This window comes from Desulfosporosinus lacus DSM 15449 (assembly GCF_900129935.1).
In the GTDB taxonomy this organism is placed as follows: Bacteria; Bacillota; Desulfitobacteriia; order Desulfitobacteriales; family Desulfitobacteriaceae; genus Desulfosporosinus; species Desulfosporosinus lacus.
This window is the reverse complement of sequence record NZ_FQXJ01000005.1, coordinates 109437-123812: the sequence shown is the minus strand read 5'-3', so window position 1 is coordinate 123812 and position 14376 is coordinate 109437. Positions and strand designations below refer to the sequence as shown.

13 protein-coding genes, 1 tRNA gene and 1 riboswitch are annotated in these 14376 nt (G+C 41.0%); of the genes, 6 read left to right on the top strand and 8 right to left on the bottom strand.

Features of this window, described 5'->3' with window-relative positions:
• The first annotated feature begins 53 nt into the window (after positions 1 to 53).
• Complete coding sequence (gene clpB, locus BUB11_RS07535; RefSeq protein WP_073029075.1) at positions 54 to 2651, top strand: ATP-dependent chaperone ClpB; 2598 nt, start codon at positions 54 to 56, stop codon at positions 2649 to 2651.
• 86 nt (positions 2652 to 2737) lie between these two features.
• Here the strand turns inward: clpB and BUB11_RS07530 are convergent, their stop codons facing one another.
• Entirely contained in the window at positions 2738 to 3235 is a 498-nt protein-coding gene (locus tag BUB11_RS07530; protein WP_073029074.1) for a DivIVA domain-containing protein, read from the bottom strand.
• A 222-nt stretch (positions 3236 to 3457) separates the two neighbouring features.
• On the opposite strand from BUB11_RS07530, the gene BUB11_RS07525 reads away from it, so the two are divergent.
• Both BUB11_RS07525 and BUB11_RS07520 read left to right on the top strand, forming a co-directional pair.
• Positions 3458 to 3667 carry a hypothetical protein gene (locus tag BUB11_RS07525; protein WP_073029072.1) on the top strand — a complete coding sequence of 70 codons (210 nt, stop codon included), beginning with the start codon at positions 3458 to 3460 and terminating at the stop codon, positions 3665 to 3667.
• Positions 3668 to 3682: 15 nt separating this feature from the next.
• Positions 3683 to 3880 (top strand): spore coat protein, encoded by a 198-nt coding sequence (locus BUB11_RS07520; protein ID WP_073029071.1) that lies wholly within the window; start codon positions 3683 to 3685, stop codon positions 3878 to 3880.
• A gap of 72 nt (positions 3881 to 3952) precedes the next feature.
• On the opposite strand, the gene BUB11_RS07515 is transcribed toward BUB11_RS07520, so the two are convergent.
• The 7 genes from BUB11_RS07515 to BUB11_RS07485 form a co-directional block, all read right to left on the bottom strand.
• Positions 3953 to 4573 (bottom strand): sigma-70 family RNA polymerase sigma factor, encoded by a 621-nt coding sequence (locus tag BUB11_RS07515; RefSeq protein WP_073029069.1) that lies wholly within the window; start codon positions 4571 to 4573, stop codon positions 3953 to 3955.
• Between the two features lie 140 nt (positions 4574 to 4713).
• Positions 4714 to 5175 carry a 6,7-dimethyl-8-ribityllumazine synthase gene (gene ribH, locus BUB11_RS07510; RefSeq protein ID WP_073029067.1) on the bottom strand — a complete coding sequence of 154 codons (462 nt, stop codon included), beginning with the start codon at positions 5173 to 5175 and terminating at the stop codon, positions 4714 to 4716.
• A 71-nt stretch (positions 5176 to 5246) separates the two neighbouring features.
• Positions 5247 to 6449 (bottom strand): bifunctional 3,4-dihydroxy-2-butanone-4-phosphate synthase/GTP cyclohydrolase II, encoded by a 1203-nt coding sequence (locus BUB11_RS07505; protein ID WP_143187575.1) that lies wholly within the window; start codon positions 6447 to 6449, stop codon positions 5247 to 5249.
• Positions 6450 to 6492: 43 nt separating this feature from the next.
• Positions 6493 to 7146 (bottom strand): riboflavin synthase, encoded by a 654-nt coding sequence (locus BUB11_RS07500; protein WP_073029065.1) that lies wholly within the window; start codon positions 7144 to 7146, stop codon positions 6493 to 6495.
• A 53-nt stretch (positions 7147 to 7199) separates the two neighbouring features.
• Positions 7200 to 8324, bottom strand: coding sequence for a bifunctional diaminohydroxyphosphoribosylaminopyrimidine deaminase/5-amino-6-(5-phosphoribosylamino)uracil reductase RibD (gene ribD, locus BUB11_RS07495; protein ID WP_073029063.1), 1125 nt, complete (start codon positions 8322 to 8324; stop codon positions 7200 to 7202).
• Between the two features lie 143 nt (positions 8325 to 8467).
• Positions 8468 to 8583: riboswitch (FMN riboswitch) on the bottom strand.
• An 80-nt stretch (positions 8584 to 8663) separates the two neighbouring features.
• Positions 8664 to 9203 (bottom strand): GNAT family N-acetyltransferase, encoded by a 540-nt coding sequence (locus tag BUB11_RS07490; protein ID WP_073029061.1) that lies wholly within the window; start codon positions 9201 to 9203, stop codon positions 8664 to 8666.
• 552 nt (positions 9204 to 9755) lie between these two features.
• Positions 9756 to 9832 (bottom strand) — tRNA-Pro (locus BUB11_RS07485).
• Positions 9833 to 10170: 338 nt separating this feature from the next.
• Here BUB11_RS07485 and BUB11_RS07480 point away from each other — a divergent pair.
• The 3 genes from BUB11_RS07480 (at position 10171) to cooS (ending at position 14371) form a co-directional block, all read left to right on the top strand.
• The gene (locus BUB11_RS07480) at positions 10171 to 11028 is read left to right on the top strand and encodes a DegV family protein (RefSeq protein ID WP_073029060.1); all 858 of its coding nucleotides are present in this window, start codon (positions 10171 to 10173) and stop codon (positions 11026 to 11028) included.
• Positions 11029 to 11521: 493 nt separating this feature from the next.
• Positions 11522 to 12286 carry an ATP-binding protein gene (locus BUB11_RS07475; RefSeq protein WP_073029058.1) on the top strand — a complete coding sequence of 255 codons (765 nt, stop codon included), beginning with the start codon at positions 11522 to 11524 and terminating at the stop codon, positions 12284 to 12286.
• Between the two features lie 66 nt (positions 12287 to 12352).
• A complete protein-coding gene (gene cooS / locus BUB11_RS07470) occupies positions 12353 to 14371 on the top strand; it encodes an anaerobic carbon-monoxide dehydrogenase catalytic subunit (RefSeq protein WP_073029056.1) in 2019 nt (672 codons plus the stop codon).
• Positions 14372 to 14376 lie beyond the last annotated feature (5 nt).

The window sequence follows — 14376 nt, the reverse complement described above, 5'->3', positions numbered from 1 at the left end:
GTCATACCATGGCGCTATTAAATTGAAACTAGCTTGAAAAGGAGTGAGCAATTATGTCATTTGATACCAACCGTTTTACCCAGAAATCACAGGAAGCAATCACAGGTGCCCAAACAATGGCGGAACGCAACGGGAACAGTCTAGTTGAACCGGAGCATCTATTACTCACCCTCTTAGAGCAAGGTGATGGCGTTGTTCCTCAAGTATTAACTAAACTAGGCATGGCAGTTGGATCCCTCATCCAAACTATGCGTCAAGAGATCAACCGCTTTCCCCGAATTAGCGGCGGCAATGTGCAAATGAGCATTTCTCCCCGCTTGCGCAGTGTTTTGGTAGCTGCTCATGATGAGATGGCACCGTTTGGCGATGAGTACGTCAGTACAGAACATTTACTGCTTGGGATCTGGGAAAAGGCCGGAGGGTCTGCCCAACAAGTTCTAAAGCAAGCCGGATTAACTCGGGAAAAATTGCTTCAAGCATTGCGTGAAGTTAGGGGAACCCAACGTGTCACGAGTCCTAATCCAGAAGGGACCTACGCTGCTCTCGAACAATATGGGCTTAACTTAGTGCAACAGGCAAGGCGTGGACGTCTAGATCCAGTTATTGGCCGGGATGAAGAAATTCGCAGGGTTATTCAAACTCTATCCAGACGCACGAAAAATAACCCTGTCCTCATTGGTGAGCCTGGGGTTGGTAAAACTGCCATCGCAGAAGGTTTAGCTCAAAGAATTGTGCGTGGAGATGTCCCCGAGGCAATTAAAGATAAACAGGTGATTTCTCTTGACATGGGAACCTTAATTGCTGGTGCTAAGTATCGTGGGGAGTTCGAAGAACGATTGAAAGCCGTACTTAAAGAAATCCAGGACCGCGATGATGTAATCTTATTTATCGATGAACTGCATACAGTTGTAGGGGCAGGAGCTGCTGAAGGAGCAATGGATGCCAGTAATATGCTCAAGCCGATGCTTGCTCGAGGAGAACTCAGTATGCTGGGAGCTACAACACTCGCAGAATATCGCAAACACATTGAGAAGGATGCCGCTCTCGAACGGCGATTCCAACCTATTATGGTGGAAGCACCCACAGTGGAAGATACTATTTCAATTCTGCGCGGTCTTAAAGAACGCTACGAAACACATCACGGTGTACGAATTACTGACGGGGCAATTATTGCGGCAGCTGTTCTATCAGATCGTTATATTAGTGACCGCTTCCTGCCTGATAAAGCAATTGATTTAATTGATGAAGCCGGTGCACGCATGCGTATGGAAATTACTAGTGACCCTCATGATTTAGATCAAATTAAACGTCGAATGATGCAACTGGAAATAGAACGGGAAGCCTTGAGGAAAGAAAAGGATGAGGCCAGTAAAGAGCGCTTAGCGAAAATCGAGGAAGAATTAGGTAATCTTAAGGAAGAACGTTTTGGCATGGAGGCTCAGTTGCAGGGAGAACGTGAAACTCTTGTTAGGATTCAACAACTAAAAGAAGAAGTAGATCGTTCACGTATCTTAATGGAGCAAGCTCAACAGCAACTTGACTATAATAAAGCCGCAGAGCTTCAATACGGAATAATCCCTAATTTGGAAAAGGAACTGAAAAGCACGGAGGAAAAACTGCAAGATAAGAAAAATACTTTACTGAAACAAGAAGTAATTGAACAAGACATTGCGGAAATCGTGGCAACCTGGACCCATGTTCCCGTTTCCAAATTAATGGAAAGTGAGATGCAAAAGCTCATTCAGATGGAAGAGCGAATTCATCAGCGAGTTATTGGTCAAGAAGAAGCTGTTCGTGCTGTTGCCGATGCCGTGCGTCGAGCGCGTGCAGGGTTGCAAGACCCGAATCGACCCTTAGGTTCATTCCTTTTCCTAGGCCCTACGGGGGTAGGGAAGACAGAGCTTTCAAGGGCATTGGCAGAATTCCTCTTTGATGATGAACAAGCAATGGTTCGGATTGATATGTCCGAGTATATGGAAAAACATTCTGTGTCACGACTGATCGGAGCTCCTCCCGGATATGTCGGTTATGAAGAGGGTGGACAACTCACAGAAGCCGTCCGACGTAAACCTTACAGTGTTATTCTCTTTGACGAAGTAGAGAAAGCGCATAGCGATGTTTCTAATATATTATTGCAGCTTCTAGATGATGGAAGGTTAACCGATGGACAGGGCCGAATAGTAAATTTTAAAAACACAGTAGTGATCTTAACCAGTAATATTGCCAGTCCGACTATTCAAGAATTAACCCAACGCAACGCTGGCAAGGAAGAAGTTCGGTCCAGCATTAATGAAGAACTTCGACACTACTTCCGGCCGGAATTTCTCAATCGTCTTGATGAAATTATTATCTTCCATCCACTTGGACGTCAGCATATTGGTCAGATTGTCGATATTCAGCTTGGGCAGCTACGTAAACGCTTAAGTGAAAGCAAACTGACACTGACCCTATCGTCAAAGGCAAAAGAACAACTTACGAATGAAGGGTATGACCCAATTTACGGAGCAAGGCCACTTAAACGAGTGATTCAACAACGTTTGCAGAACTCTTTGGCTCTCAAACTTCTGAAAGGAGAATTTAAGGAAGGGCAAGAAATTTTTGTCGATGTTGACGAATTGGGGAATTATTCATTTTCTCCCCTTAAAGATTAGTGATTAAATTATAATTAAAGGCAGAACTCCTTGACTAATTTACATTAAGTCAGGGAAGTCTGCCTTTACAGTCTATGGGTTTATTGTTATATAATTAAATCCTTAATCTTTTCTAAATATTGCCTAACTTGATCAACGAGAGTCTGTAGTTCCGTTTTTTGCTCAATCAGTCCTTGAATCTGTTCCTCTAGTTGTACAATTTCCATCCGCTTTTCAATGAGCATATTGTCTGCTTCAATTTCCTTGGACTCCGAAAGACGTGCTGCTTCACTTAGTATGACTTCACTCTCGCTGCGTGCGGATTGAAGAAGCTCTTCTGCCTGTATTGTTGCTTCATCTTTTACTTGATTAGCGATTCTTTGGGCGCTTACAAGGGCATCTCTTAGATCTTTTTCAATCTGCTCATAATACTTGAGGCGATTTCCCCATTCTGAATTTTGTTCCCTTAAACTGTTAATCTGCAAGCGCAGTTCCTTGTTAGCTGCATTTGCTTCAGATAATTGTCGTTCGCTTTCTGCCCACGCTTGGTCAACAGCATCGGAATCATACCCACGGAAACCACGCTTGAATTCTGGCGTCTCCAAATGTTTATACCTCCATTCTCAAAAGCCAAGATTATGTAATGTTTCTATACCAATATGTATAATAATTCTTGCACCTTTTCAGTTTAACTCATGAACATCCTGCCTGTCTAGCATAGTATCTATTTGAACATACTTTGTGTTAATTTATTATGAATAATTTAAGGTTAATTTACACATCCTGAGAATGTTATGTAAATTAGTTTTTCAGAAGGAGGGATCTTGATGCAACTAAATGATATGGAAACGAAGAAAATCCTTGACCAAGGCATGTTAACCCGAAGCTTAATTGAGACTGAAACCGCTATGAAAAAGTGCCAAATTTACAATGAAATGGCAAAAGACGCCGCTGTTAAGGGGTTTTTTAAAGAACAAGCCAAAGGTTTAGAAGATGTAGTAGGTTATTTTAAAAAAGGAATGGTAGAACTTCAATAGAAAGGGGGTAGAAAAATGAGCCAATTTAGCGATTTGGATATGCTTTATGATTATGAAAAAGATGCTGCAGCTGCTGCTACTGGGTACATGACTTTAGCCACGCGTGCTCATCATGCTAATTTAAGAGATATATACTTACGCTTAGCCAACGAAGCGACTAATGCGCATAGTAAAGTGAGTAAATTGATTTCTCAAAGTGGTGGAATAGCATAGTTCAAGCGTAAATAAAGAACCGGGAATCAAAAATTCCCGGTTCTTTATTTTAATTTATAATACTTTGGAAAGTTAACCTGCAACTTGCCTAGAACGATAAAGTGCAGTTTTGTGGCGTATGCGTTGGATTGCATTATCCAAGGATTTCGGATGAAGCCCTAAGTGCTCGGACACTTCCCGTTGTTTAAATCCTTGGATGAAATAGTGTTCAAATACCAAACGTTCAAGATTTGACATATTCTTATTTAAATCTTGAATCATGGAATGGACTTCATCGTTGGCGATAACTGTTGATGCTGGGTCCTCAGCGGTTGGTAATAATTCTAAAAAGCTTGTTTCCTCTGTCTCAGAAACTACGTTATTGAGGGAATAGGCTTCATTAAGGTTAGCGTGTTTTTGGCGTGTATATTTACGCAGACCATCGATGAGTTTCCGTTTAACGACCATCCTTAAAAAATGAAGAAAGGGAATACCAGATTCTTCGTCATACGATAGGATCGCCCGATATATCGCGATTCGCCCTTCTTGTAACAAATCTTCATAGTCTGCTCTAGGTAAGAAATACTTAGAGGCAATCATACGGATTTCAGGTTCATAATGTTGGATAATCTCATTTAAAGCATCTTTATTGCCGGAGCGCGCTGCTTCAAGCATGGCTATTTCCTTGGCTAAGCTGCAAATGTTCGAAGTCATGGCACTCTCAACTCCTTGTCAAAAATAGACACCTATAAGAGTTTAATAAAAATTATCCCATTTGACAAGGAGTTTTTAGTGGACAAACCTCCATATTATTCTAATTGATTTTAATTGTTTAAGCGATAAACGGTTTATGGTTAAAATGATTTGAGTAAATTTGCAGTTTCTATAGCGGTCATAGCAGCGTCAAAGCCTTTGTTTCCTGCCTTAGTTCCCGCTCGTTCAATTGCCTGTTCAATACTGTCAGTTGCAATAACACCAAAAATTACTGGGATCCCGGTTTGTAAGCCAACCTGGGCAATTCCCTTACTGACTTCATTGCTGACAAGGTCAAAATGAGGTGTTGCCCCACGAATAACAGCACCAAGACAAATGACTGCATCATAGTTTTTAGAGAGGGCCATTCTTTGAGCAACTAAGGGGATTTCAAAGGCTCCGGGGACCCAGGCTAATTCAATATCGTTTTCCGTTACACCGTGTCGCTGCAGTGCATCAATTGCACCACCTACTAATTTACTTGTAATAAACTCATTAAAACGCGCAGCAATAATTCCAATCTTTAGCCCTTGAGCAATTAAATTTCCTTCATAAGTTTTCATTTTTTATAACCATCCTTTCTGTATCTGGAACAAAGCTTATCCTTAAATGATCTAGTAATACTAATGATTCACTACTGTACTTCTGTTAAAAAATGTCCCATCTTTTGTTTCTTAGTGCAAAGGTATTTTGTGTTTTCTGGTTTACTCGAGATCTCTAAAGGGACACGTTCAACTACTTTTAAGCCATACCCTTCTAGTCCGACGATCTTGCGTGGATTATTGGTCATTAAACGGACTTGAGAAATTCCGAGGTCGGCTAAAATTTGGGCACCAACGCCATAGTCTCGTAAATCCTCGGGAAATCCTAAGGCGAGATTTGCCTCCACAGTGTCTTTACCTTCTTCTTGAAGTTTATACGCTCTTAATTTGTTTAACAAACCGATTCCGCGGCCTTCTTGACGCATATAAAGCAACACTCCGCGTCCTTCACGCTCAATCTCTTGCATAGCGGCAGAAAGTTGGTCTCCGCAGTCACAGCGACGGGAATGAAAAACATCTCCGGTTAAACATTCTGAGTGAACCCTGACTAGTACCGGTTTACCATCGTCAACTGTACCTTTAACTAATGCAACATGTTCTTCTTTATCAAGAATACTGAGATAACCTACAGCACGAAATTCACCAAAACCAGTAGGGAGCTGAATGCTTTCAACCTTTTCTATCAGTTTTTCCGCTTGGCGCCTATAACTGATTAGATCTTTTAAGGTAATCAATTTAAGATTGTGCTTTTCTACAAATAATTGCAGATCAGGTACTCTTGCCATCGTTCCGTCTTCATTCATAATCTCACAAATCAGGCCCGCTGGTTGCAGTCCGGCAAGACGTGCTAAATCTACAGAGCCTTCCGTGTGACCTGCACGAACCAAAACTCCACCTTCTCGGGCCAGAAGTGGGAAGATATGCCCGGGACGTTGTAAATCGGTCGGTATGCTCTGAGGGTTCACAAGAACCTTTACAGTTTCCGCTCGTTCAAAAGCTGAAATTCCAGTAGAACTTGTGACGGAATCAACGCTTACAGTGAAGGCCGTACCATGAGGATCGGTATTATTAGTTACCATCTGCTCAAGTTGTAGAGCATGAATTCGATCCTTGGTCATCGGAACACAAATTAAACCTCGTCCGTAGGTTGCCATAAAATTAATTGCTTCTGGAGTTGCCATTTCGGCAGCCATAACCAGGTCACCTTCGTTCTCGCGGTCCTCGTCATCCACCATTACAACCATTTTACCTTGTCGTATATCTTCTAAAGCTTCTTCTATTGTATTAAATGACATTGTTTGCACTCTCCTCATTGTTCCATCTATCGGACGATCCGAATTAGATAAATCCATTTTCAGCTAGAAAACCTAGTGACAAATCTTTTTTGTTATCGCTTGAAGTCGCATTAAGCCCCATAAAACGTGCAACGTATTTACCAATGAGGTCTGTTTCAAGATTGACGCTCGCTCCAATTCCCTTGAATCCCAGGGTAGTCTCCTTGGAAGTGTGGGGTATCAGAGAGACTGTAAAATAATCGGTTTCTACGTCGATCAGGGTAAGAGAAATTCCATCAATAGCAATTGAACCTTTCGGCAACATATATGAAAGAAGAGCAGGGGGAGCATTGACTTCATAGACTTGAGCGATGCCCCATGGAACAATTCGGCGAATGTTGCCGACCCCGTCAACATGCCCACTAACCAAATGTCCGCCTAAACGGGTTTGAAGCTGTAAAGCTCGTTCCAGGTTAACACGACTGCCACTCTTTAGTTCAGCTAAATTCGTTTTTGCTAATGTTTCAGCCATTACATCTACTGTGAATTCTCGATCACCTAGGCGAATAACAGTTAAGCAAACTCCATTGACAGCAATGCTGTCTCCAATTCGGGTTCCATCAAGAACCTTTTTTCCTTCAAGAGTAAGTTGACCAGATTCTGGCAAGAGTTGAAGGGCTCGGACGATGCCTAGTTCTTCTACAATTCCGGTAAACACATCTTTCTCCTCCCTAATGCATCTGCGGTCTAAGTCGTTGATAGCATAATAGTCTAATCTAAACCTTTCGGGCGTATATACCCTGTAACGTGCAGGTCGCCAGTCTCCATACCAATGCAGAGATTGTCTAGACTTATAGCATCAGCCATGCGTCCGATATGTAAACCTGAAAGGGGAGAAGGACCATTTCCGCCAACAAGTTTAGGTGCAATAAAAAACTCTGCTTTGTCGACTAACTTTTCTTGAAGAAGCGCTCCCGCCAGTCCGCCTCCTCCTTCTAGTAAGACGCTTATCCAACCGCGCTGGACAAGATCACGCATCAGCTTTTCCAGAGGGACATGTCTCTCTGTATTGTATTGCCACACTTCAACTTGATGGAGGTTTCGCAGACGTTCAACCTTCTCTCTAGATGCTGAAAGCGAAGTGGCTATTATACAAGGACTGGATTTTGAAGAGGTAAGCACTTGGGCATGTTCATCAATGACTAATTTTCCATCTACAATAAGTCGAATGGGGTCTTTTCCACTGGGAAGACGGCAAGTGAGGGCAGGGTTATCCTGAAGAATAGTTTGACTGCCTACTAGGATAACATCATAAAGATCACGAAGCTGATGAACATATTGGCGTGAGATTTCATTGCTTATCCACTGTGAATCCCCAGTTTCTGTGGCGATTTTTCCATCTAAGGTCATTGCCGATTTGTAAACAACAAATGGTAGGCCAGCAGTTATTGATTTAATGAAGGTTTCATTTAAGAGTAAGGCTTCTTTTAACAATAACCCTACGTCAACTTGAATTCCAGCTTCACGTAAGCGTTGTAGACCTCGACCTGCGACCAGTGGATTAGGATCCTTCATGGCAACGACAACCCGTCTGAGTTTAGCGCGGATTAATGCATCAGCACAGGGAGGAGTTCGGCCAAAATGGGAACAGGGTTCCAGTGTAACATACGCTGTAGCTCCATGTGCTTGATCACCTGCAGCTGCCAGGGCGTGAATTTCGGCATGAGGAGTTCCTGCCTTATGATGAAACCCCTCACCTAAAATCTTATCATCCTTAACGATGACACACCCAACTAAAGGATTAGGACTGGTTCTGCCCAATGCCATGGCCGCTAGCTCGAGAGCTCTTTTCATAAATTGTTCATCGTTAAGATCGGAGGGACTTGATTTGTGCATGAGAATTCCCTTTCTAATTATTTCGGATTTAGTGTCTCCAAAAAGCGATAAATTAGATAAAAATGAAACAAAAAAAACACCCGTTTTTCTCTAGGTGTTGAATAAGATGCAGCTCAAAAAAAGCGTAAGTACGCAATTTGTAACTGTTCCTCTTCTCATCCAGACTGTACTGTCGGCCCTGGAATTTCACCAGATCTGCCAAAAAAGGCTCGCGGGCTTTACCGCCGGTAGGGAATCTCACCCAACCCCAGAGGAGTATACGATTATTTAATTTATTATAGTTTACTCCAGGCTGTTGATTTTAGCAACCCTATTACCAAGATTCTAGTTTAGATTGGATTATTTTCCATGTAGGGCCAGAAACTCACTGCTTAACAAACCCATGAGAATGGCATCATGATAGTTTCCTAACACGTAACGAGCTTCACGTTGACGGCCTTCAACTTTGAACCCGACTTTTTCATACGCTTTTATAGCTCGGATATTCTCATCCCAAGTATCTAGCGAGAGTCGGTGGAAATTCCACTGTGTGAAGAGAAAACGCGCAAATACAATTAAGGCATCTGTTCCATACCCTTTTCCCCAATAAGCTTTATCCCCAATAACAATATAAATTGTCGCTGATCGACCAGGTATATTGAGTTCTTTAAAACCAATAGTTCCGATGAGGTGATCATTTTCATCGAGTATAGAATAGCGGTAAATATCTGGTGACCCGTCAAGAAATTTAACAGCAATCTGATCTTTGCTCTGTAGAGTATTTAGAGGCCAAGCGCCAGAAGACCAAAAATTAACCTCTTGATCATTATACCATTGGTATATTGTGTCAATATCATTTTCCTCAACTGTCCGAAGGAATGTTTTCAGACCTTGCAGCATTACAAAAGACTCCTTTATTAAATTAAACCAATTATTCAGAGCGTTGCACTTTAAACTAGGTTAGGTTTTTAGTATTATTTTATCACTATTTTCAGATTAAGAGCAACTAAGGGAGTATTAGTCGTCAAAAAAAGAATTATTTTTAAAGAAGGATTTCTATAATAAATATTCTTTCTGTGAATTATAAGAATTTTGTATTAAGCGGGTATTAATTAGTTTGCATTAAGTTAATACACTGAAAACATTGAAAACATTGAAATTAGAGGCCTCTAAATTAATAGTTTGATCTTAAATTTATCAAGTGATTGACATAGATGATATATTTAAAGAAGACATATTTATCATTAAGAAAAACAAGGTGTCTTACAGCAGACAGTACCTGCTGGCAGTTGGTGGTAGAATGATAAAAACCACTTTGTTCTCTAAAATATGCAAGAACAAAGTGGTTCAGTATAGCAAGAAATCGTTGACCTTAAGTCAAATATCGTTAACCTGCAGTTGCTTGATCACTATTCATTTCAGACCACTGTTTCCCTTGTAGGAAGTTCAAAGTGGTCGGGGCGACGGGATTCGAACCCACGGCCTCTTGGTCCCGAACCAAGCACGCTACCAAACTGCGCCACGCCCCGTATTTTAAGAACGTCTATCATATTAACAAATCATATTAATTCTGTCAACCTATTTAGGCATAACCAATGTCTTTTATTTAAAATCATACATAAAATTATAAAATATTCAAAAAATGAATGATGATTCATTGATAAATTCTACTTTTTATAATAGAATACTCCTATACCGATTTGTTACCACAATTACTAAAAATGTTAAAATATAGGTATAAAAAGGCGGTATGTTAATCCAATTGCTGGGTCTTTTGATTGCTACCACTATTGATTTAAGATATACTTTATACAAGTAATAGATTAAGAAATTTCAAGGCGTTTATACATGAGGGAGAGAAATAGATTTGAGGAAAATAGGGATTGTTATGGATTCTACAGGATATTTATCAAAGGATATCCTTGAGCAATTTCAAATTCGCGTGGTGCCTCTTAATGTAAATATCGGAGACGAAACGTATTCCGAAACAGAATTGACCAATCAGATTTATTTTAAAAAGTTAAGTAATATCTCCGGTCTTTCTACAACATCTCAACCTTCCGTTGGCAAATTTTTAGAGACTTACGAAGCTATGTTTTCTGAAGGTATCGAGGAAATCGTGAGTATTCATCTCTCATTAGCAATAAGCGGCACATTACATTCCGCGGAAATGGCCAAAGAGCTGGCTTCAAACCCAAATATTCATATTTTTGATTCAAGATCTTCTGCATTAGGTCTTGGTGTTTTGGCATGGGCATCAGCTGAGTGGGCCCAACAGGGCTTAAGTGCTTTGGAAATTATGGACAAGTTAAAAATTCTAATCCAAGAAACGGAACTATATTTCATAGTGGATACCTTAGAAAATCTGCGAAAAGGCGGGAGAATTGGTGGAGCAGCTGCTCTGGTGGGGACATTGCTTCAAATTAAACCAATTCTTTATTTTAATAAAAGCGCCCATATAGATGTTTTTGATAAAGTACGTTCACGTTCACGGGCTTGGCAGACTGTTCTTGACCAATTAGACCGGGCTTTATCTACCGGCAAACGTTATCGAATTTGTGTTATGCACGTCAATATACCTGAAGAGGGAAGAGTATTGCTTAACGAACTTCAGGTTCGCTATCCGGAGCATGAAGTTCGTTTATTTGAAGCCGGACCAGTCATAGCAACTCACGTTGGAGCAGGTGCTTTTGGGCTTACATTTCACCCTTGGCCTTCTAATTAAGAACTGTCTGAAATTTTATATTAGTTTTCAGAAGGGTTGGATTTAATAATGTACTATTTATTAGAGCCCTTTAGAACAGGTCAATTGAAAGCTTACATAATCGGTGTATATGAGCAATATTTAATGCCTCTAAATGAGCAACTCATGAAATTAATTCTCTTAGAATTCAAATATACATAACGGAGACATAATTTAGCCTAAATTTAATTTTGTATCTTAAAACTAAAAAGAAATTAAGTTGCATACTATAATTTTAAAGGTGAAATCGTTTAATTTGTTAGTTACATTAAAGGATTATGATATTTGTCTGAATATACAGAAATATTAAACAATGAAACTAAGTTTTAAGTGATTTAAAAAAGTTGCTTAAAATAAAAAATATATTCAGAAAGTTTGCAGGATTTGTGAAACAAAAAAAGAATATATAATTAATAAAAGCGCAGCATTAGGTTAATAGGCTTATGATTAAATGCAGAGAAGGAGTTGGGTCTCGTTGAAAATAGCAATTTCTGGTAAAGGTGGCGTTGGTAAAACTACCTTTGCTGCAAATTTTGCCCAATGGCTCTCAAATAAAGAGATATCTGTTTTAGCGGTTGATGCTGACCCAGATGCCAGTCTAGGGACGATCTTAGGAATCTCTGATGATGTTCTTGCGAATCTAAAGCCGATTGTTGATATGAAACAATTAATCGAAGAGCGCATGGGGGGGAGTGGAACTTATTATCCACTTAATCCCAACGTGGATGATATACTTGATGACTACAGCATCTCGCTGGGAGCTCTTAGGTTCTTTCGCATGGGTAACATAAAGGGAGGCGGCACTTCTTGTTACTGTAAAGAAAACAGCTTTCTTCAAGCCTTAGTTAATTCGCTAATCCTTGGGGAAAAGGATACAGTCATCTTAGATATGGGTGCAGGAATTGAACAACTAACCAGGGGTACAGCTTTAGGAGTCGATGTTTTAGTCATTGTCACAGAACCGAGTAAGGTCAGCATTCAAACCGTAAAGGTAATACAACAGCTTGCTTTAGAACTGGGTATTCCTCGAGTACTTGTAGTTGGCAACAAAGTTCGCAATTCTAAAGATGAAAATTTTCTTAGAGACCACTTTCCTAAAGAACAGCTTATTGGCATCATCCCTTACAGTGACGAGCTGTTGGAAATGTCCTTAAATACAGGTAATATCGAGTTGCCTGGTGGGTCTCTGGGAGTTGAGCTCAATACAATTTACCAAAAAATACTAGACGAAGGGAGATGACAGAGGTTCCGTAGTAGAGATGTATATTTGTAAGAGACAAGATCTTAATAAAGAGGAGGGTGTAATATGCCTAGATATCGGGATTTAACCCATACCGCCCGACCATCCGACGCACCGCGAGTCGTAGATCCTAAGAATCCCATTCGTACAACTGACCCCGGTGCCCTTCAAATGTTGGAAATGATTAAGGATAAAAATATTGAGACGGTTTATGATCGGGTAGTTGCTCAACAACCTCAATGTGCGTTTGGATACAAAGGAATATGTTGTCGTATCTGTATCGCCGGCCCTTGTCGTGTCAAAAAAGAGGACGGTCCTGGAAGTCGTGGAATCTGCGGAGCCTCAGCTTATACCATTGTTTCACGTAACATTGTCCGCATGATTGCTGGAGGAGCCGCATCTCACTCTGAGCATGCACGCCATGTTTTGCATACAGCTCATGCATTAGTCGATGGACATGCCGACGATTACGAAATCAAATCTCCTGCAAAGCTTCATAAATTGGCTGAAAAACTTGGAGTAGCCACTCTTGACCGTGGGGATAAGGACATCCTCAGAGACGTTGTTGAGATTGGATATGCAGATTTTGGACGTTATCAAGATCGTCCTTTAGCGTTTCTTGATTCATTTATGACTGAAGGACGCCGCAAGAAATTCCAGCACACTAATATTATGCCGAGAAATATTGACGGATCGATAACTGAGCTTATTGCCCAAACTGCCATGGGCGTTGACAGTGATCCAGTAAATATCATCTTCGGAGGACTTAAAAGTGCACTTGCTGACTTAGGCGGAGAATATATCGGCACAAATCTAAGCGATGTTTTGTTTGGAATTCCCGAACCTATTGTATCGGAAGCAAACTTAGGTGTAATCAACCCCAAAATGGTGAATATTGCCGTTCACGGGCATAACCCAGTTCTGAGCGAAATGGTTGTTGCAGCTGCACGCGCGATGAAAGAAGAGGCAGTAAAAGTCGGAGCTGAAGGGGTCAATATCGTAGGAATCTGCTGTACCGGTAATGAGTTGCTCATGCGAGAAGGTGTATACTTAGCAACATCTTCCGCCTCTCAAGAAATGGCCATCTTAACGGGTGCTTTAGATGCGATGGTCGTGGATATTCAGTGTATCTACCCAGCTGTGCAAACCATAGCGGAATGCTATCATACAAAAGTTATTACTACAGAAGCTATTATGAAAATCCCAAGTGCTCAACACATCGCTTTCAATACCACCACAGCAATGGAAGATGCCAAGAAGCTTATTAAGATTGCTATCGAAGCTTATAAGCATCGGGATCCTAAGAAAATCTCCATTCCTAACGAAAAGCATAAGCTTGTAGCTGGTTTCAGTGTAGAAGCGCTTACCGAAATATTCTCAAAGATCAACCCCGAACGTCCGATATCTGTGCTTACAGATGCTATTCAGAGTGGACAGCTCAAAGGAGTTTGTCTCATGGCCGGATGTAACAATCTTAAACGGGCTCAAGATGAATCCCATATAGCTGTCTTGAAAGAACTCGTTAAAAATGATGTTTTCGTTATTTCCACAGGCTGTTCATCAGGAGCATTTGCGAAATTTGGTCTTATGTCCCCCTTAGCAGTGGATACTTATGCTGGAGAAGGGCTTAAGTCATTCATTCAAACCCTTGAAGCGGCAAATCCTCAATTGGCCACCGGTCTTCCCCTGGTTTTCCATGTAGGCTCGTGTGTTGATAACAGTCGTGCTGTAGATTTGGCCGTCGCAATGGCTAATGAACTTGGAGTCGATATCCCTAAAGTACCGTTTGTTGCTTCTGCTCCGGAAGCAATGCACGAAAAAGCGGTAGCGATTGGTTCTTGGTGCGTTACCATGGGACTGCCTACCCATGTTGGGTCCTTGCCTCCTGTTGAAGGCAGTGACCTTGTTTATGGAATTACTACTCAAATTGCTCATGACGTTTTTGGTGGAAACTTTATTTTTGAAGTCGATCCCGTTATTGGAGCATCAAAACTCTTAGATGCTTTAGAGTATAGAACTTGGAAATTAGGCATTCACAGGCAAACTGCGGAGAAAAACGACACCGCAATAGCGCAAGGTTGGTAAGAAAG

Coding starts and splice junctions, on each gene's coding strand:
- clpB (WP_073029075.1), top strand. CDS start 54: ATGTCATTTGATACCAACCGTTTTACCCAGAAATCACAGGAAGCAATC.
- BUB11_RS07525 (WP_073029072.1), top strand. CDS start 3,458: ATGCAACTAAATGATATGGAAACGAAGAAAATCCTTGACCAAGGCATG.
- BUB11_RS07520 (WP_073029071.1), top strand. CDS start 3,683: ATGAGCCAATTTAGCGATTTGGATATGCTTTATGATTATGAAAAAGAT.
- BUB11_RS07515 (WP_073029069.1), bottom strand. CDS start 4,573: ATGACTTCGAACATTTGCAGCTTAGCCAAGGAAATAGCCATGCTTGAA.
- ribH (WP_073029067.1), bottom strand. CDS start 5,175: ATGAAAACTTATGAAGGAAATTTAATTGCTCAAGGGCTAAAGATTGGA.
- BUB11_RS07505 (WP_143187575.1), bottom strand. CDS start 6,449: ATGTCATTTAATACAATAGAAGAAGCTTTAGAAGATATACGACAAGGT.
- ribD (WP_073029063.1), bottom strand. CDS start 8,324: ATGCACAAATCAAGTCCCTCCGATCTTAACGATGAACAATTTATGAAA.
- BUB11_RS07490 (WP_073029061.1), bottom strand. CDS start 9,203: ATGCTGCAAGGTCTGAAAACATTCCTTCGGACAGTTGAGGAAAATGAT.
- cooS (WP_073029056.1), top strand. CDS start 12,353: ATGCCTAGATATCGGGATTTAACCCATACCGCCCGACCATCCGACGCA.